This window comes from Methylomonas sp. BG-2, from assembly GCF_057766305.1.
The window spans coordinates 1-17458 of record NZ_JBYMAP010000078.1 but is presented as its reverse complement, the minus strand read 5'-3'; the positions used below and the strand labels follow the sequence as shown (position 1 = coordinate 17458).

General features: G+C 59.3%; 13 protein-coding genes. All 13 read right to left on the bottom strand.

Going from position 1 to position 17458, the window contains the following annotated elements:
• Positions 1-354 precede the first annotated feature (354 nt).
• Positions 355-873, bottom strand: coding sequence for a PepSY domain-containing protein (locus AC3B8H_RS09440; RefSeq protein ID WP_488441337.1), 519 nt, complete (start codon positions 871-873; stop codon positions 355-357).
• A 64-nt stretch (positions 874-937) separates the two neighbouring features.
• Positions 938-1528: a helix-turn-helix transcriptional regulator gene (locus AC3B8H_RS09435; RefSeq protein ID WP_488441336.1), complete on the bottom strand. Its 591-nt coding sequence runs from the start codon at positions 1526-1528 to the stop codon at positions 938-940.
• A gap of 40 nt (positions 1529-1568) precedes the next feature.
• A complete protein-coding gene (gene purL / locus AC3B8H_RS09430; protein ID WP_488441335.1) occupies positions 1569-5492 on the bottom strand; it encodes a phosphoribosylformylglycinamidine synthase in 3924 nt (1307 codons plus the stop codon).
• A gap of 92 nt (positions 5493-5584) precedes the next feature.
• Complete coding sequence (bamC, locus tag AC3B8H_RS09425) at positions 5585-6382, bottom strand: NlpB/DapX family lipoprotein (RefSeq protein ID WP_488441334.1); 798 nt, start codon at positions 6380-6382, stop codon at positions 5585-5587.
• Between the two features lies 1 nt (position 6383).
• Positions 6384-7259 (bottom strand): 4-hydroxy-tetrahydrodipicolinate synthase, encoded by an 876-nt coding sequence (gene dapA, locus AC3B8H_RS09420; RefSeq protein ID WP_488441333.1) that lies wholly within the window; start codon positions 7257-7259, stop codon positions 6384-6386.
• Between the two features lie 81 nt (positions 7260-7340).
• Positions 7341-8036: a phosphatase PAP2 family protein gene (locus AC3B8H_RS09415; protein ID WP_488441332.1), complete on the bottom strand. Its 696-nt coding sequence runs from the start codon at positions 8034-8036 to the stop codon at positions 7341-7343.
• Positions 8023-9552: an ArnT family glycosyltransferase gene (locus AC3B8H_RS09410; protein WP_488441331.1), complete on the bottom strand. Its 1530-nt coding sequence runs from the start codon at positions 9550-9552 to the stop codon at positions 8023-8025. Before AC3B8H_RS09410 ends, AC3B8H_RS09415 begins: the two co-directional genes overlap by 14 nt.
• Positions 9549-11294, bottom strand: a complete 1746-nt coding sequence (gene recJ, locus AC3B8H_RS09405; protein ID WP_488441338.1) for a single-stranded-DNA-specific exonuclease RecJ — start codon at positions 11292-11294, stop codon at positions 9549-9551. Before recJ ends, AC3B8H_RS09410 begins: the two co-directional genes overlap by 4 nt.
• A gap of 53 nt (positions 11295-11347) precedes the next feature.
• On the bottom strand, positions 11348-12442 hold the full coding sequence (gene thrC, locus AC3B8H_RS09400) for a threonine synthase (protein ID WP_488441330.1): 1095 nt from the start codon (positions 12440-12442) through the stop codon (positions 11348-11350).
• Between the two features lie 3 nt (positions 12443-12445).
• Positions 12446-13756 carry a homoserine dehydrogenase gene (locus tag AC3B8H_RS09395; protein WP_488441329.1) on the bottom strand — a complete coding sequence of 437 codons (1311 nt, stop codon included), beginning with the start codon at positions 13754-13756 and terminating at the stop codon, positions 12446-12448.
• Between the two features lie 37 nt (positions 13757-13793).
• Positions 13794-14978, bottom strand: coding sequence for an alanine transaminase (gene alaC / locus AC3B8H_RS09390; RefSeq protein WP_488441328.1), 1185 nt, complete (start codon positions 14976-14978; stop codon positions 13794-13796).
• A 256-nt stretch (positions 14979-15234) separates the two neighbouring features.
• Complete coding sequence (locus AC3B8H_RS09385; RefSeq protein ID WP_488441327.1) at positions 15235-15384, bottom strand: hypothetical protein; 150 nt, start codon at positions 15382-15384, stop codon at positions 15235-15237.
• Positions 15385-15410: 26 nt separating this feature from the next.
• Positions 15411-17318 carry an ATP-dependent zinc metalloprotease FtsH gene (ftsH, locus tag AC3B8H_RS09380; RefSeq protein WP_488441326.1) on the bottom strand — a complete coding sequence of 636 codons (1908 nt, stop codon included), beginning with the start codon at positions 17316-17318 and terminating at the stop codon, positions 15411-15413.
• Between the last annotated feature and the right edge of the window lie 140 nt (positions 17319-17458).

The window sequence follows — 17458 nt, the reverse complement described above, 5'->3', positions numbered from 1 at the left end:
CCCCGCGCCGGGGCGATCCGTTAACGAAACCTTGGGTTGCTTGTATCGCCGGACAACGCTTGCCGGCCAAAGTAAGGACGTGTTGGAAACGATGCTCAGAACCCGGCAGGCCGGTTTCGAACGCCCTGGAAAGCTCGGCGGTTATTCGACCGAACAGTCATGACGGGGCGCGGCCCCGAAGAATGAGGAAAGCAAATGCGGAGACTTTTGCCGCGACCAAAGGCGTTTGTAATCGGGCTGAAAAGGGTTCGCCCGCAGGCTGTCTCGCGATGGTTAATTGGAACAGTGCGGATTATCCACCACCTGAAAGCCGAGCGCAGCGGTTCGGGAATGAGCCGCTACGCTCGCGAAAACTTAGCGCAGTTCGTCGGCTTCTTCGCCGATTTCCCACTCTTCGGTCGCGGTTTCGATGATTTTGCCGGATGCGGCGTCGACTTCGACCTTGGTTTCCACGCCTTTGTCGCTAACGACATCGAATTCATAAGAAGACGCGCCGTTATCCTCGACTTCGTATTCCACTTCCTGGACTGTGCCGGGATAAGCTTTGAGTACCGTGGCCGCGGCGTCTTCCTCGGTGACCTTGACGTTTTTCTTGAAGCTGCTGGTGTTAGGGTCGGCGACTTCTGTTTCGCGTTCGGTGATTTTGCCGCTATCGGCGTCGCAAACAAATTCCCACTCCGCCCGATTGGCGTCGCGGACTTCGACTTCGTAAGCGCCTTTACCGGCGATATTGAGCTTTTCCAGTTTCAATAATTCACCGGCTTTGTCTTTTTTGACCGCTTGCAAGCAATTTTCCAAGCCTTGGTCGGCCGCGCCGCTGGCGCCGGCGAAAACCAGCAAAGCAACGGCAATTCCAATTTGTGACTTATTCATGACATCCTCCCGAGGGCTGTTTAAAAAAAGGAAAAATTCCCGATTCGCGGGAATTATAGCCAATTTAACCTAGGAGGCCATGTCTTTTTGCATAAGCAACGAGGTCGGTTCGGCCGGCTAGACCGAGCTTAAGTTTGATTTGGGTCTGATTGTTGGAAACCGTCTTCCGGCTAACGCCCAGTTGAACCGCGATTTCGGCTAGTGATTTACCATCGGCCAAGAGACAAAACACATCGTATTCCCGCGAGCTTAAAGCATTGAACGGATCTAGGATTTTCTTGAGCTGGCGGAGGGCCAACAGTTGCGCGAGGCGCTGATCGATAAAGTAATTGCCCGCCGCGACTTGCCGAAGAATCGGCGCCAGCCGTTCGGCTGGTAGCGGCGCCACCAGGACAGCCAGCGCGCCGTTAGCCAAGCAGTTCACAGCTTCATCGACCGACATTGCTATCACCGCCACAATTTTGCGGCCGGGATGATCACGGGTCTGCGTGTTGATCAGAGACGCCAACTCGGCGCCAGTCAACAATACAATGTCGGCATCCGCCGACGCCATGCGGTCCTCCGGACACAGCGCAATGTCCAATGCCGCCAACGCCGCGACATCAATACCCAAAGTCTCGGCTTCGGCACCATTCAAGACCACCCGCAACGTCACGGAAACCTGCCGGACCGATTAATCGACCAACCAAACGGAATTAGCCGACCCAAACCCTGGCGTTTCGAAACATCCGCAGCCAAGCGCCGTCTTCGCGCCAATCGGCCGGATGCCAGGAGTTTTGCACGGCCCTGAAGCAGCGTTCGGGATGCGGCATCATGATCGTGAAGCGACCGTCACGGGTTGTCAGGCCGGTAATGCCGAACGGCGATCCGTTCGGGTTGGCCGGGAAGGCTTCGGTCGGTTGCCCGGCGTTGTCCACATAGCGCACGGCGACCAGCGCGCCGCTCGGGTCCTGTTCGCCAAAATCGGCCCTGCCCTCGCCGTGGGCCACCACCACCGGCAGCCTGGACCCCGCCATGCCGTCCAAGAAAATCGACGGCGACTCCGGAATTTCGACCATGGCGACGCGCGCTTCGAACTGCTCCGACAAATTGCGTTTGAAGGCCGGCCAATGCTCCGCGCCGGGGATAATGTCCTTCAAGCCCGACATCATCTGGCAGCCGTTGCAGACCCCCAGGCCGAAGGTATCCGGGCGGGCGAAGAACGCGGCGAATTCGTCGCGCGCCTTGGGATTGAACAATATTGATTTGGCCCAACCGCCGCCCGCGCCGAGCACGTCGCCGTAGGAAAAGCCGCCGCAGGCCACCAAGCCCTTGAAGTCGCCGAGGCTGACCCGGCCGCTGATAATGTCGGTCATGTGCACGTCGATCGCGGCGAAACCGGCCCAATCGAAAGCCGCCGCCATTTCCACGTGGCCGTTGACGCCCTGTTCGCGCAGGATCGCCACTTTCGGTCGGCCGTCATTGTTCCCGGCAACGAGTTGCACTTCTGACATCGCGGCGGGTCGTCCGCTAACGGCAAATTTGGCACAGATGTCGTCGTTGATGTCGTAAGTCAACACCGCCGACAGACCGGGATCGCTGTCGTCGGCAATGCGTTCGAATTGCTGTTTGGCGCAATCGGGATTGTCGCGTAGCGCTTGCATACGGTAGCTGACTTCCGACCAGATTTGCTGCAATTCGGCGCGCGTGGCACTGTACAACGCGCGTCCAGCCTTGAATATCCGCAACTGTTGACCATCGACGACGCGGCCGACCACATGGCTGCAATCGTCAAGGCCGGCGTGATCCAGCAGGCGGGCAACTTGGTTCAAGTCGCTGTTTTTGACCTGCAGCACCGCGCCCAACTCCTCGTTGAACAGCGCCGCCAGCGCATCGCCGGTCAAGTCCGAAATATCCATATCCACACCCTGGCGGCCGGCAAACAGCATTTCCGCCACCGTCGCCAGCAAACCGCCGTCGGCCCGGTCGTGGTAGGCCAGGATCAGGCCTTGCTGGCTTAGGGTTTGGACGGCGTCGAAAAAACGTTTGAATAGGTCGGCGTTGTCCAAGTCCGGCGCTTGATTGCCGAGCTGATTGTAAACTTGCGCCAATACCGAGCCGCCGAGGCGGTTTTTGCCTTGGCCCAGGTCGATCAACAGCAATACACTGTCCTCGTTCTTCAGTTCCGGTGTCAGCGTGTCGCGCACGTCTTGTACCGGCGCGAAGGCGGTGATGATCAACGACAGCGGCGAGGTCATGGTTTTGTTGCCCTGATCGTCCTGCCAGACGGTTTTCATCGACAATGAGTCTTTGCCGACCGGAATAGCGATACCCAATTCCGGGCATAGTTCCATACCAACCGCTTTGACGGTATCGAACAGGGCCGCGTCTTCGCCGGGGCTGCCGCAAGCCGCCATCCAGTTCGCCGAAAGTTTAACGTGGTTCAGTTGGCCAATGCGGGCGGCGGCCAAGTTGGTCAAGGCTTCGCCGATGGCCATGCGGCCCGAGGCCGGCGCGTCGATCAAGGCCAACGGCGTGCGTTCGCCCATCGCCATCGCTTCGCCGGTGTAGGCCTGAAAGCCGGACGCGGTGACCGCAACGTCGGCCACCGGTACTTGCCACGGGCCGACCATCTGGTCGCGAGCGACCAGACCGGTGACGGAACGGTCGCCGATGTGGATCAGGAAACTTTTGTCGGCAACGGCCGGAAACGCCAATACCCGTCTAATCGCTTCAGCCAGCTCGACTTGATCTAAAGCCAAATCCGGCAAGGTTTTGTGCAGCCGCTGCACGTCGCGGTGCATTTTCGGCGGCTTGCCGAACAATACCGACATCGGTAAATCGATGGGCGCCGAGTGGCCGAACCATTCGTCGCTCAGGGTCAGGTGTTCTTCGTCGGTGGCATGGCCGATCACCGCGTACAGGCAGTGTTCGCGCTCGCAAAAGCTTTGAAACAGCGCCAGGGATTCAGGCTTGATCGCAACCACGTAGCGCTCTTGCGCTTCGTTGCACCAGATCTGCATCGGCGACATGCCCTTGTCGGCGTTTTGCACCTTGCGCAATTCGAAGCGGCCGCCGCGATCGCAATCGTGAATGATTTCCGGCACCGCGTTGGACAAACCGCCGGCGCCGATGTCGTGAATCGACACGATCGGCGTATGCTCGCCCAGCGAGTTGCAATGGTTGATCACTTCCTGGCACCGGCGCTGCATTTCCGGGTTTTCGCGTTGCACCGAGGCAAAATCCAGTTCCGCCGCGCTGGCGCCGGAGGTTTGCGACGAGGCCGCACCGCCGCCCAGGCCGATCAGCATCGCCGGGCCACCCAGGATCACGATCAACGCCCCGGCCGGAATCGGCTGTTTCTCGACCAGCATCGGCCGAATGTTGCCCAGGCCGCCGGCAATCATGATCGGCTTGTGGTAGCCACGGTATTGGTTGGCTTCGCCGTTTTCGGCGGGCTGCTCGAAGCTGCGGAAATAGCCGGCCAGATTAGGCCGACCGAACTCGTTGTTGAACGCCGCGCCGCCGATTGGGCCTTCCAACATGATGTCCAGTGCCGAGGCGATGCGCTCCGGCTTGCCGTTGTCGGCTTCCCAGGGCTGCGAAAAACCGGGGATTTTCAGATGCGACACGCTGAAGCCGGTTAAACCGGCCTTGGGCGCGGAACCGCGCCCGGTAGCGCCTTCGTCGCGAATTTCGCCGCCGGAACCTGTGGCGGCGCCGGGATGCGGCGAGATCGCGGTGGGATGGTTGTGAGTCTCGACCTTCATCAAAATGTGCGCGGCTTCCTCGACGTAAGCGTAGCGATGGCTGTGGGCGTCGCGGATAAACACCCGCGCGTTCGGCCCTGCCAGCACCGAAGCGTTGTCCTTGTAAGCCGACAACACGCCTTGCGGGTGCAGGCTGTGGGTGTTGCGTATCATCGCGAACAGCGATTTGGCCTGTTCCTCGCCGTCGATGGTCCAACTGGCGTTGAAGATCTTGTGGCGGCAATGCTCGGAGTTGGCCTGCGCGAACATCATCAGTTCCACGTCGGTCGGGTTGCGGCCGAGCTGGCTGAAACTATCGGTCAGATACTCGATTTCGTCGGCCGACAGCGCCAAGCCCAACTCGCCATTGGCTTGCTCCAACGCGGCGCGGCCGCGTTCGATGATCGCCACGGTTTGCAGCGGTTTGGGCTCGTGTTCGGCAAACAAGGCCAGTTCGGCAAGATTCGTGACGACTTGCTGCGTCATCCTGTCGTGCAATGAGGCGGCCAACGCCGCCATTTCCGCATCGCCGAGCGGTACGGCGGTCGTGAAAGCATATTCAATACCCCGCTCAATGCGCTTGACCGAGGTCAAGCCGCAGCGTTCGGCAATCTCCGAGGCCTTGCTGGACCATGGCGAAATGGTTCCCAGCCTGGGCACGACGCAAACTCGGTTCGTCGGTTCCGCCGGCCAAGCCTCTTGCCGATCGCCGTAATCCAGCAGACGTTCCAGCATCGCGCGCTGTTCGTTATCCAGGTCGGCCGCCAATTGCACGAAATGCAGATAGCGGGCCGTCAACGCGGTAACTTGCGGCTGGCGGGCTTGTAAGACGCCGAGTAGTTTTTCGATTCGAAAACGGGACAGTGCGGAGCTACCGGGTAGGGTCAACATGGGCGTGTGTACTCGATATTAGGCGCGGCTCAGGCCGCGAAGCTTGTAGATACGGTGAATTCTGGCGCGCGGGCCGCGCCGGAGCAAACTCGTCAGGGTTGCGCCGCCGGCTCGCCGTCCGCCGGCAAATCCTGCTTGATACCATCGGTAATCAAGCGCAACAACGAGGTCGCGGCGGTGTTGGACAAACTCCGGCCTTGGCTGTCTTGCACCGTCACTTCGGTGGCATCTGCCGCCAGCGCCTGCAAGCTGATCCGGTATTCGAGTTCCTGGCTGGGATCGTCGCCGAACATGAAGGTAAACTCGTCCCAAATAGAGCCGTCTTCGGGTTTGATCGCATTCGGATCGTATTTGACGAAGAAATAGCCTTTGTCCATATTGCGTTCGACGATTTCCAATTTTTGGCGGCTCAGCGATTTGCTGACCAGCCACCAAGCTTGGGTAATGGATTGGTCGATTTCCAGACTGCTGACACCGTCGCTGGATTGGCGCCGCGGGCTTTCGCCGGCCGATTCAACCTGGGTGCGGCTAGGCGCCGGCGCGGTTTGCGCCTTGCTGACTTCCGGCTTCGCGGCCGACTCGTTCGGCATCGGCATCGGCGTTGACGGCAGCTCGGCCGCCACCGAAGTGGCCTCGACATTGTCGCTTTCGACGGGTGCCGGAGCTGTCGCGGCGACCGGCGCCGGGGTGTCGGGTCTCGGCGACGCGGGCGCGCGGGTCGGAAAAGTTTTGTTTTTCAAATCGTCCGGCACGACCAGTTCCGGGATCTCGGTCGTAAATTGGTAATCCCGCTCTTTATCGGGAAACAGACTTTTGACGTAACCGCAACCGCCGGCCGCGCTCAGTACGCCGACCAACCACAGCCAGCGGCCTAACCGAAGGGCGCGCATATTAAAGTACACCCGCCTGCCGCATCGCGGTTCTTACCGGATCGAAGCAATCCTCGGTCAGCCAGGTCAACGGTAAACGAATACCGGTGCCGATCAGGCCCAGCTCGGCGACGGCCCATTTCACTGGAATCGGATTGGACTGGATGAACAGGCTGGCATGCAAACCTTGCAATTTAGCGTCTATCGCTTCGGCAGTCGCCCGGTCGCCGCGCATCGCGGCGGTCAACATGTCGTGAACCAGTCGCGGCGCCACGTTGCCGGTGACGGTGATGCTGCCGTTGCCGCCCAATAGACAAAACTCCAGGCTGGTGGCGTCGTCGCCGGTATACAACGCAAACTCGGCACCGGTGAGATCGCGGATTTGCTGGACTCTTTCCAATTTGCCGGTCGCCTCTTTCACGCCGACGATGTTTTCCACTCGCGCCAAGCGACCGACGGTTTCCGGCAATAAATCGCAACCGGTGCGGCCCGGCACGTTGTAGAGAATCTGTGGAATGTCAACCGCTTCCGCCACTGCTTTGTAATGCAGATACAAACCTTCCTGAGTTGGCTTGTTGTAGTACGGCGTCACCAATAAACAGGCATCCGCGCCAGCCGCTTTAGCCCGCCGCGTCAGCGCGATCGCTTCGCGGGTGCAATTGGCGCCGGTGCCGGCGATGACCGGAATCCGCCCGGCGACGTACTCGACGGTGGCTTGAATCACGCGGCAATGTTCGTCTTCGTCCAGCGTCGCCGATTCGCCGGTGGTGCCAACCGCGACCAAGGCGTCGGTAGCGTGCTCGATATGAAACTCCACCAAGCGCTTCAGAGCGGCGAAGTCCACAGCGCCGTCATCCGTCATTGGGGTTACCAGAGCAACGATACTACCTTGAATCATGCAAATCTCTCGTCAGGAATTAATCAAAAACAGTCGGCATTATATCAAGCCAAGCGCTAAAGCCCAGTCCGCTTACCGATTTTAACCGTCGCGGCGGCGGCACCATTTAATCTCGAGAAACCAACCGTAATACAGTGCGAAAGCCACCAAAAACACCAGATAACCGGACCAGAGAATGTCCGATAAAAAATGGCCGCCGGCGGTCATCCGGGTGAATCCCAAGGTCCAACCCAGTGCCAAGCTCAACAGCAGATAGACCAGCTTGTGGTTTTGCGACAGAAAATACAGCACGAAAAAACTATAGCCGACCGAACAATGGCCGCAGACGAAAGACTTGTCCGGCGTGCCGCCGATCTTGCCGGGCGGGACGTAGCGATGCTCGCCGCCGAATTCGGTCACATGCACCGGCCGCGGCCGCCCCCAATGATCCTTGACGATCAAATTGACGACCACGCCCGGCCCTATCGCAATCACCAACAGAATGTACAACGCCCGCCGCCGGAACCGGCGAGTGAAGTGGTGAAAATGACTGGAGATATACACCACCAACGCCGCGACACCCGACCACACGGTAAACGGAAACGCGTAGTCGTACAGCGGCTTAACCAGCCACCAATGCCGGTAGGGCCAAGCTTGCTCCGGGACGTCCGGCCGATAAAACCAGCCGGCGATCGTCAAGTCCAGATCGGTCGACCAGAAAACCAAGGTCGTCATGACCGCGAGCAGAAACCAAATCGCCAATTCCAATCTGGCGCGAGCAAGTTTATGGTGCGGCATGGCCTTCCCGGTTCAGTTTTAACGGCGCGGGCCAAGTCTTCAGTTTCTCGGCCCGATAAAGATAATATTTTGTCGACGGCTTGGCGGGATCGGCGACCTCGCCGAGTAAGGTCAGGCCTTCCAGACTGCTCGACCAGCGCTGGTCGAAGCGCTCGGCCCGAACGTCGGCGACCACAAAAGCCGGCTGGCCAATCCGCTCGATCGGACCCGGCCAAACTTCGTATTGCGAAGTCACGCCGCCGCTGGCTTCGTAACGGTAGACACGGGGATGATCGGGCAAATAAAACGCCAGTTGGCTGGCCAGAAAACGATGCCCCACCGTGACGAGAACTGGCTTTTCCGGGCCGGAATCGGTCCGATACGCGTCGATGCGCTCGGCCAACACCTGCCATTGCTTGAAGCGCTTGGTCGGGTCCAACTTGGAATTTTGCAGATTCAAGGCTTGTAACACCGCCGGCAACGAATAGGTCAGCAAGACCATCGCCAATCCCAGCGCCAGTCCGGCTTTCAACCAGCGTCCGGCCACCGGCGCCGCGCCGGCCACCAGAATGAAGCCGGTGAAATAAAACGGCATCGGCCAATTGCCCTGGACTTTTTGGCCGAAACTCATCGCCAAAACCACCAGTAACCAGACGGGACCCATCAACCAAAGAAAGCGCCGCTCGTCGCTCCATTGCAAAAACCTGAACAACCCGCGCAACGCCATCGCCAGCGTCAAAACAAAAATCAGCGGATTCAACAGCAACAGTTGATAGAACCAGAAGTCCCTGGCATCGCGAAATCGCCGCCAGCTATCGAATTCGCCCTCGTTGCCGAAATGGCTCTTGCTGTGGCCGAACATCACCCAATCGTGCTGCTGGTTCCACAGCAGAATAGGCAGCGCGGCCAAAACGACCGGGGCCAGATAGCGCCAGAAATCGCCTCGAAAATGCCGGCGCCGTGCCGGACTGGCGCCCAGGAACGCCGCTAACGCCACCGGCTGCAACAATGCGGCCTGCTTGCTCAGCAAGGCCAGCGCGGTTGCGCATCCTGCCCACAGCCAAGCCCGCTCGTGGCCGTCGAACACGGCGCGGCGCAGGTAATAAACCGTGGCGATCCAAAAACCGTACAGCGGCGGATCGATGGTCATCAGAAAATTAGCCAGCACATTATTCGGCGTCGCCAGCACCAGCAACAGCGTCAGCGCCGCGGCTCGCGCGCCGTAGAAGGCATTAGCCGTCGCGTGCAGATAATAGAGAAAGCCTGTGCCGAGCAACACGGTGGGCAGCCGCACCGCCCAAGCGGAATCGCCAAACAGCCGGGTGGAAGCGCCGATCAGCCAGGCCACCATCGGCGGCTTGCTGTAATAGCACCAGTCCGGTTGCCGCGACCAATCCCAGTAATAACTTTCGTCGCCGATTAGATCCAGGCCGTTAAAAGCCAAGAAGCCGATCCGCAACACCAGAATCGCTAGCAGCAACCACCAGCGCTGTCGGTGTACCGCGTCCAGCCAGCGCTCGAAACCGATCGAGCTCATTCCCATTTCTCCAGATAATGCACCAGCAATTGCAAACTGCGTTGTCCGCGGAATTCGTTGATATCCAGCTTAAAAGCCGCATTAACCTTGCGGCAACCCAACCAATTTTCCGGCCTGTCGGCAAAAAACGCGATGGCGTCGAACAATTGGCCGCCGAACGGTAACTTGAGCACCAACTTCAGATGCTGCTGCCCGACGATGCGGCACTGGATGACGTCGAACACGCCGTTAAACACCGGCTCCGGAAAAGCCTGGCCCCAAACCGCGGCTTGTTGCAGGATTTCGGCGAAGGCCAGCGTCAGGTGCGCCTCGTCCAGCTCGCCGTCGCTATACACTTTTTGTTCCAGATCCACGGCGTCCAGGCGGGCCTCGACCGCGCCGGCAAATGCGAGCGCAAAATGCGGGTAATCGTGCAATTTGATCGTCAAGCCGGCCGCCATCGCGTGACCGCCGAATTTCTCCAGCACCTGCGGATGCGCGGCCGCAACATCGGCCAACACATCGCGAATATGCACGCCGGGTATCGACCGGGCCGAGCCCTTGATGTCGCCGTGGTCGGCCGGCGCGAAGGCAATCACCGGCCGGTGCAATCGGTCCTTGATCCGCGAGGCCAAAATGCCGACCACGCCTTGATGCCAGTTGGCATCATATAGGCAAACCCCGGCCGGCACGTGCTTGTCGTCCAGCGCCTTCATTTCGGCCAGCAAGGCCATCGCCTCGGTTTTCATCTGGCCTTCGACATCGCGGCGGTCCTGGTTCAGCGCGTGCAGTTGCTCGGCGATGTCGCGCGCCAAACCGGCATCTTCCGTTAGCAGGCATTGAATACCCAAACTCATGTCGTCCATCCGCCCGGCCGCGTTTAAGCGCGGCGCCAACGCAAAGCCAAGATCGGCGGCGTGGATACCGGCCAGCGTTTTGCCGGCCACTTCCGCGAGCGCCTTGATGCCCGGCTGACACTGTCCGGAACGAATCCGCAGCAAACCCTGGTGTACCAATATCCGGTTGACCTGATCCAGCGCCACGACATCGGCGACGGTGCCGAGCGCGACGTAGTCCAGCAATTGCGCCAGATTCGGCTCGGCGATGCCGTTTTTTTGGAACCAATGCCGCTCGCGCAGCCGAATCCGCAAGGCCATCAGCACGTAAAACATCACGCCGACCCCGGCGATGTGGCGACTGGGAAACTTGTCTTCGGGCAGATTGGGATTGACGATGGCGTCGGCGTCCGGTAATTCGTGGCCGGGCAAATGATGGTCGGTCACCAGCACTTTGATGCCGGCCGCCTTGGCCGCCGCCACGCCGGCGATGCTGGAAATGCCGTTGTCGACGGTGACGATCAAATCGGGCATCTGGCGCTTGACCAGTTCGACGATTTCCGGCGTCAAGCCGTAACCGTATTCGAAACGGTTGGGTACGACGAAATCGACCCGGCCGGCGCCCATCAGCGCCAACCCTTTGATCGCCAGCGCGCAACTGGTGGCGCCGTCAGCATCGAAATCCGCGACGATCGTGATTGCCAAGCCCTGCTCGACCGCGTTCACCAACTGCTCGACCATGGATTTGATGCCGGACAACAGCCACGGCGACGGCAAACGGGCCAGGCTTCGATCCAGTTCGTCGCTACCCTGCACGCCGCGACTGGCGAAGATGCGTTGCAACACCGGGTCCATGTCGGCGAAATGGCCGTGCTTTACCAGCACCGGCCGCGGCACGATTGCTTTCCTGCTGCCCTGTAAGTACATATTTTCCAATAAAAAAGCCGGCTAAGCCGGCTTCGCCAAGTTCGCGGCGGCGATCACATGTTGTCCAGGATCGCTTTTTTCACCGCATCCAGCGTCGCGTCTATCGTCACCGGATGAGTGTCCTTGCATTGGGCGATCGCGGTATCCGGGTCCTTGATGCCGTTGCCGGTCAATGTGCAGACGATGGTGCTGCCGTCCGGAATTTTGCCGCTGCCGATATCGTGCAGCGCGCCGGCCAGCGAGGTGGCCGAAGCCGGTTCGCAGAAAATGCCCTCGAATTGCGACAGCATTTTTTGCGCGGCCAGGATTTGCTCATCGCTAAACGAAGCAAACCAACCGCCGGATTCTTTTTGGACATTCCAGGCCAGATCCCAGGATTGCGGATGGCCGATCCGAATCGCGGTCGCGACGGTCTCGGGATTGTCGACCATTTTGCCGGCCACGAACGGCGCCGCGCCGGCGGCTTGATAACCGCACATCACCGGCCGTTTGTCGGTCACCGCTTTGTGGCTGGCGCTGTCGGTTGCATATTCGCTGTATCCCTTCCAATATGCGGTGATGTTACCGGCGTTGCCGACCGGCAGACAGTGAAAATCCGGCGCCCGGCCCAGTTCGTCGACAATTTCGAACGCGGCGGTTTTTTGGCCTTCCAGCCGGAACGGGTTGATCGAATTGACGATGGTCACCGGCGCGTGATCGGCGACCTGCTTGACCAAGGCCATGCCGGCGTCGAAATTGCCGTTGATCTGAATGATTTGGGCGCCGTACATCAGGGTCTGCGCCAATTTGCCCAGTGCGATCTTGCCTTCGGGGATTAGCACGAAGGCCTTGATGCCGGCCCTTACCGCGTAAGCGGCGGCGGCGGCCGAGGTATTGCCTGTCGAGGCGCAGATGATGGCTTGGCTGCCGGCTTCGACGGCCTTGGTCACCGCCATCGTCATGCCGCGATCCTTGAACGAACCGGTGGGGTTCAGACCTTCGAATTTGACATAGATATCGACATCCTTGCCGATCAGGCGCGGGATGTTTTGCAATTGGATCAGCGGTGTGTTGCCTTCGCCCAGACTAATTAAACGAGTGGATTCCGAAACCGGCAGGCGATCGCGGTAATATTCGATCAAGCCGGTGTAGCGTGTGTGTTGTGCCATTGATTATCCTAAAGTTTCCAAGCGGATGCGCGCGACCTTGCCGCTGACCGTGGCCAGCGCTTCGATGTCGGCGATCGCCGCGTTCATTTCTTTTTCCAAGGTTTGCTGGGTCAGCATGATGATCGGTACCGAGGTTTCGCCGGGTAACGGCTCTTTCTGGATCAGGGCTTCGATGCTGATGTTGTGCGCGGCCAAAATTCGGCTGACGTCGGCCAGCACGCCGGGCTTATCTTCGCCGGTCAAACGCAGATAGTAAGCGGTTTTGATGGCTTCGGCCGGCAACACCGGAATATCGGCGATAGCGTCGGCCTGGAAGGCCAGATGCGGCACCCGGTTTTCCGGATCGCTGGTCATTGCCCGTACCACGTCCACCAAGTCCGCCACCACCGCCGACGCGGTCGGCTCAGCGCCGGCGCCGGCGCCGTAATACAACGTTGGCCCGACCGCATCGCCGCACACCAAGACCGCATTCATGACGCCCTCGACGTTGGCGATCAAGCGGCGTTTTGGAATCAGCGTCGGATGCACGCGCAATTCAATGCCTGACTCTGTCCGGCGGGCGATACCCAGATTCTTGATCCGGTAGCCCAAGGCCTCGGCATATTCGACGTCGAGACGGGTGATTTTAGTGATCCCCTCGGTGAAGACTTTATCGAACTGTAACGGAATGCCGAACGCGATCGATGCCAAAATCGTCAATTTGTGGCCGGCGTCGATGCCTTCGACATCGAAGGTCGGATCAGCTTCGGCGTAACCCAAGGCTTGCGCTTCTTTTAATACGTCATCGAAGTCGCGGCCCTTGTCGCGCATCTCGGTCAGGATAAAGTTGCCGGTGCCATTGATGATGCCGGCCAGCCATTGAATTTGGTTGCCGGCCAGACCCTCGCGGATGGCTTTGATGATGGGTATGCCGCCGGCCACCGCCGCTTCGAACAAGACCATCACGCCTTTGTTGCTGGCTTCGGCGAACACTTCGTTGCCGTGCAGCGCGATCAGGGCCTTGTTGGCGGTCACCACGTGCTTGCCGTTGGCGATCGCGGTCAATACCAATTGTTTGGCCGGCTCGTAGCCGCCGATCAATTCGACGACGACGTCAATCTCGGGATCGTTGACGATTTCGAACGGGTCGGTGGTCAACGCGATGCCTTGGGTATCGCAAATTCGGGCGCGATCCAGATCGCGCGCCGAGGCGCGGGTCACGACGATCTCGCGTCCGGCGCGGCGGGCGATTTCTTCGGCATTGCGTTTCAACACGTTGACGGTACCGCCGCCGACGGTGCCCAAACCCAATACTCCAACTCTAACCGGCTTCAAATTCGACTCCTTTAGTCACAGCCAAAACGGCCGGCGATTATACAACGTTGTCTTTTTTCAGCATATTGCGGATGCTGCGCAAGGCCTGCCGGGTGCGATGCTCGTTCTCGATCAAGCTAAAACGGATATGGTCGTCGCCGTGCTGGCCGAAACCGATGCCGGGCGACACCGCCACCTTGGCGTCGATGATCAATTTCTTGGCGAACTCAATTGAACCCATGCCTTGATAAGCGTCGGGAATCTTGGCCCAGACGAACATCGTCGCCTTGGGTTTTTCCACGTGCCACCCCATCGCGTTCAGGCCGTCGCACAATACGTCGCGGCGCGCCTTGTACATATCGCAAATTTCCTTGACGCAATCCTGCGGCCCTTCCAGCGCGGTAATCGCCGCGACCTGGATAGGCGTGAAGGTGCCGTAGTCCATATAGGATTTGATTCGGGTCAAGGCCGCGACCAAGGTCGGATTGCCGCACATGAAACCGACCCGCCAGCCGGGCATGTTGTAGCTTTTGGACAGCGAGAAGAACTCGACCGCGATGTCTTTCGCGCCTTCCACTTGCAAAATCGACGGCGCGACGTAACCGTCGAACACGATGTCGGCATAGGCGATGTCATGCACGATCCAGATGTTGTGTTCCTTGCAGATCGCGACCACTTTCTCGAAGAAATCCAGTTCCACGCATTGACAGGTCGGATTACCGGGAAAGTTGAGGATCAGCATTTTCGGCTTGGGCCAGCATTCGGCGATGCCTTTGCGCAATTCCTCGAAGAAATCGGTGCCCGGCGTCAGCGGCACGTGGCGAATGTCGGCGCCGGCGATGACGACGCCATAGGGATGGATCGGATAGGCCGGATTCGGCACCAACACCACGTCGCCGGGGCCCAGGGTCGCCAGCGCCAGATGCGACAAGCCTTCCTTGGAGCCTATCGTGACGATGGCTTCGGTATTGAAATCCAAATCCACGTCGAAGCGTTTTTTGTACCAGCCGCAAATGGCCTTGCGCAAGCGCGGAATCCCCTTGGACACCGAATAACGGTGGGTATCGTCGCGCTGAGCAACTTCCAGCATTTTATTCAGAATGTGCGGGGGGGTCGGCTGGTCCGGATTACCCATCCCGAAGTCGATAATGTCCTCGCCGTCCGCTCGGGCTTTGGCTTTCAGTTCGTTGACGATGTTGAAGACATAAGGCGGTAGGCGACTGATGCGATGAAATTCTTCCATTAACGACTCTTGATCTGGTGCTGGTGAGGTTTTAAACAAGGCCGGCTAAGGTACTGGGGTTGCCCTACAAAGTCAATGCCGCCTCCAGCGCGAGAGGCATACGGCGACGGCCGATTTTATGCGCCATGCCGGGCCGACCGCCAATCCGGGGACAGGTACCGGTTCACTTCGGCTGGCGCGGGGCTGGTTGGGGCGAGCCAACCAGCGGGTAAGCCCGCCGGTGCCGGGCGATTTCGCGGGCGGACGCCCGCGGGAATCAGCGTGCGGCCGCCTCCGACTGGCTTGGTTCGGCGCTTTGCTGGTTGAGGTAGGAGCCTCCGACCAGAAACGCCAGCACGATTAAATAAACCACGGCGGCGATATTTTTCGCTCGTTTAACGCCGTCGTCGGGATTGAACTCAGTCATTTCCACACGCCCTCGATCATTTAGATTTAAACACCGGCCAGCACCGCCAACATCTCCTCGCGCTGGATCACCTCTTTTTCCCGCAGCAACTCGGCAAGCCTATCCAGCTGAGCGCGCCGGCCGGCCAATACCCGCGCCGCCCGGTTTTCGGCTTCTTCCAACAATGCAGCGATTTCCGCATCGACGACGCGGGCGGTCTCTTCGCTGTAGTTGCGCTGCTCGCTGAAATCGCCGGGCAGGAATTGCAATTGCTGGCGTTGGCCGTAGATCCTCGATCCCAGTTTTTTGCTCATGCCCAAATAACACACCATATTGCGCGCGATTTCGCTGGCGCGCTCCAAGTCGTTTTGCGCGCCGGTGGAAACGCTATCCAGCGCCAATTGTTCGGCGGCGCGGCCGGCCAGCAAAATCGCCAATTGATCCTTCAATTCGGCTTCGGTGGACAGATATTTTTCCTCGATCGGCAGTTGTAGCGTGAAGCCCAGCGCCGAGACTCCGCGCGGAATGATGGAAATTTTATGCACCGGTTGGCCGGTCGGCAAGTTCTCCGCGACCAGCGCGTGACCGGCCTCGTGGTAAGCGACCCGGCGCTTCTCGTCCGGACCGAGGATACGGTTTTTCTTTTCCGGACCGGCCATCACTCGATCGATCGCGGCTTCGAAATTGGCCATCGCCACGGTTTCCCGCCCGCCGCGAGCCGCCAAAATGGCGGCTTCGTTGGCGATGTTCGACAGATCGGCACCGACAAAGCCCGGCGTACGCTGGGCGACGGTCCGCAAATCCACGTCATCGGCCAAGCTCATCGCCTGGCAATGCAGGGCCAGGATAGCCACCCGGTCGATCAAATCGGGCTTGTCGACGACGATTTGCCGATCGAAGCGGCCGGCGCGCAATAAGGCCTTGTCGAGAATTTCCGGCCTGTTGGTGGCTGCCATCACCACCACGCCCGAGGTGGCGTCGAAACCGTCCATCTCGGTCAATAACTGGTTCAAGGTTTGTTCGCGTTCGTCGTTGCCGGGCATCGCCATGGGTCCGCCGCGACTGCGGCCTATCGCGTCCAATTCATCGATAAATATGATGCAAGGCGCTTTTTGACGGGCCTGTTCGAACAGATCCCGCACCCTGGCGGCGCCGATGCCGACGAATAATTCGATGAACTCGGAGGCGCTAATGTTAAAAAACGGCACACCGGCTTCGCCGGACACCGCCCTGGCCAACAGCGTCTTGCCGGTGCCAGGGGCGCCGACCAGCAGCACCCCTTTCGGCATCCGGCCACCGAGCTTTTGCAATTTCTCCGGCGACTTTAAAAAATCGATGGTTTCCTTTAACTCTTGTTTGGCGCTTTCGGCGCCGGCCACGTCTTCGAAGGTGGTTTTGACCGCCTCTTGTTGAATTTTGACCTTGTTGCCGAGATTCAAAAACGACCTGCCCGGCCCACCGGTCATTTTCGGCAGCAACCACATCCAGATCCCGACGAAAATAGCGAGCGGTATGACCCAATTGAACAGCAGATTACTCAGCCAATTATCGCCGCCGCGCACCACGTATTCGACCTTATGCTCCTGCAGTTGCTTGACCAAGGCGTCGTCCCACAAAGGCACGGTGAAGAACTGCTTGCCCAGTGTTTTATCATCGGCCTTCAGCGTGCCGTTGATAAAGCGTTGCGTCACCACGGCTTTCTCGACCTTGTTGTCGCTGATCAGCGTCAAGAACTGACTATAGGGAATTTCGCGACCTTCGATACGCTCGCCGCCGGCCAGTATCGACAGCAATAGCACGCCGAACAACGCATACCAAAACCAACGCGGCGATTTGGGCTTATCACCCTCGGCGGCCGGCGGTTGTTGTGTCCAATAGCGGTAGCGCTGTTGCAACCACCCCCAGATTGCCGACCACAGTTTCGCCAGCGTTTCGATTACTTGCTTACTCGTCATGACCGCCCCCGGTTTATACGTTGTTATTTTCAAAAATCGGTTCAGTCGGTGCGTCCGGTCGCACCCTGTAGGCACAGCGTACCAGACTTTTCGACCCATGCGCGTTCGTCGGTTTGCAACGCACGCATCGCTCGATTCGG

What these genes read in the sequence shown, in the direction of transcription:
- AC3B8H_RS09440 (WP_488441337.1), bottom strand. Translation starts at nt 873, where the DNA reads ATGAATAAGTCACAAATTGGAATTGCCGTTGCTTTGCTGGTTTTCGCC.
- purL (WP_488441335.1), bottom strand. Translation starts at nt 5,492, where the DNA reads ATGTTGACCCTACCCGGTAGCTCCGCACTGTCCCGTTTTCGAATCGAA.
- bamC (WP_488441334.1), bottom strand. Translation starts at nt 6,382, where the DNA reads ATGCGCGCCCTTCGGTTAGGCCGCTGGCTGTGGTTGGTCGGCGTACTG.
- dapA (WP_488441333.1), bottom strand. Translation starts at nt 7,259, where the DNA reads ATGATTCAAGGTAGTATCGTTGCTCTGGTAACCCCAATGACGGATGAC.
- AC3B8H_RS09415 (WP_488441332.1), bottom strand. Translation starts at nt 8,036, where the DNA reads ATGCCGCACCATAAACTTGCTCGCGCCAGATTGGAATTGGCGATTTGG.
- AC3B8H_RS09410 (WP_488441331.1), bottom strand. Translation starts at nt 9,552, where the DNA reads ATGAGCTCGATCGGTTTCGAGCGCTGGCTGGACGCGGTACACCGACAG.
- recJ (WP_488441338.1), bottom strand. Translation starts at nt 11,294, where the DNA reads ATGTACTTACAGGGCAGCAGGAAAGCAATCGTGCCGCGGCCGGTGCTG.
- thrC (WP_488441330.1), bottom strand. Translation starts at nt 12,442, where the DNA reads ATGGCACAACACACACGCTACACCGGCTTGATCGAATATTACCGCGAT.
- alaC (WP_488441328.1), bottom strand. Translation starts at nt 14,978, where the DNA reads ATGGAAGAATTTCATCGCATCAGTCGCCTACCGCCTTATGTCTTCAAC.
- AC3B8H_RS09385 (WP_488441327.1), bottom strand. Translation starts at nt 15,384, where the DNA reads ATGACTGAGTTCAATCCCGACGACGGCGTTAAACGAGCGAAAAATATC.
- ftsH (WP_488441326.1), bottom strand. Translation starts at nt 17,318, where the DNA reads ATGACGAGTAAGCAAGTAATCGAAACGCTGGCGAAACTGTGGTCGGCA.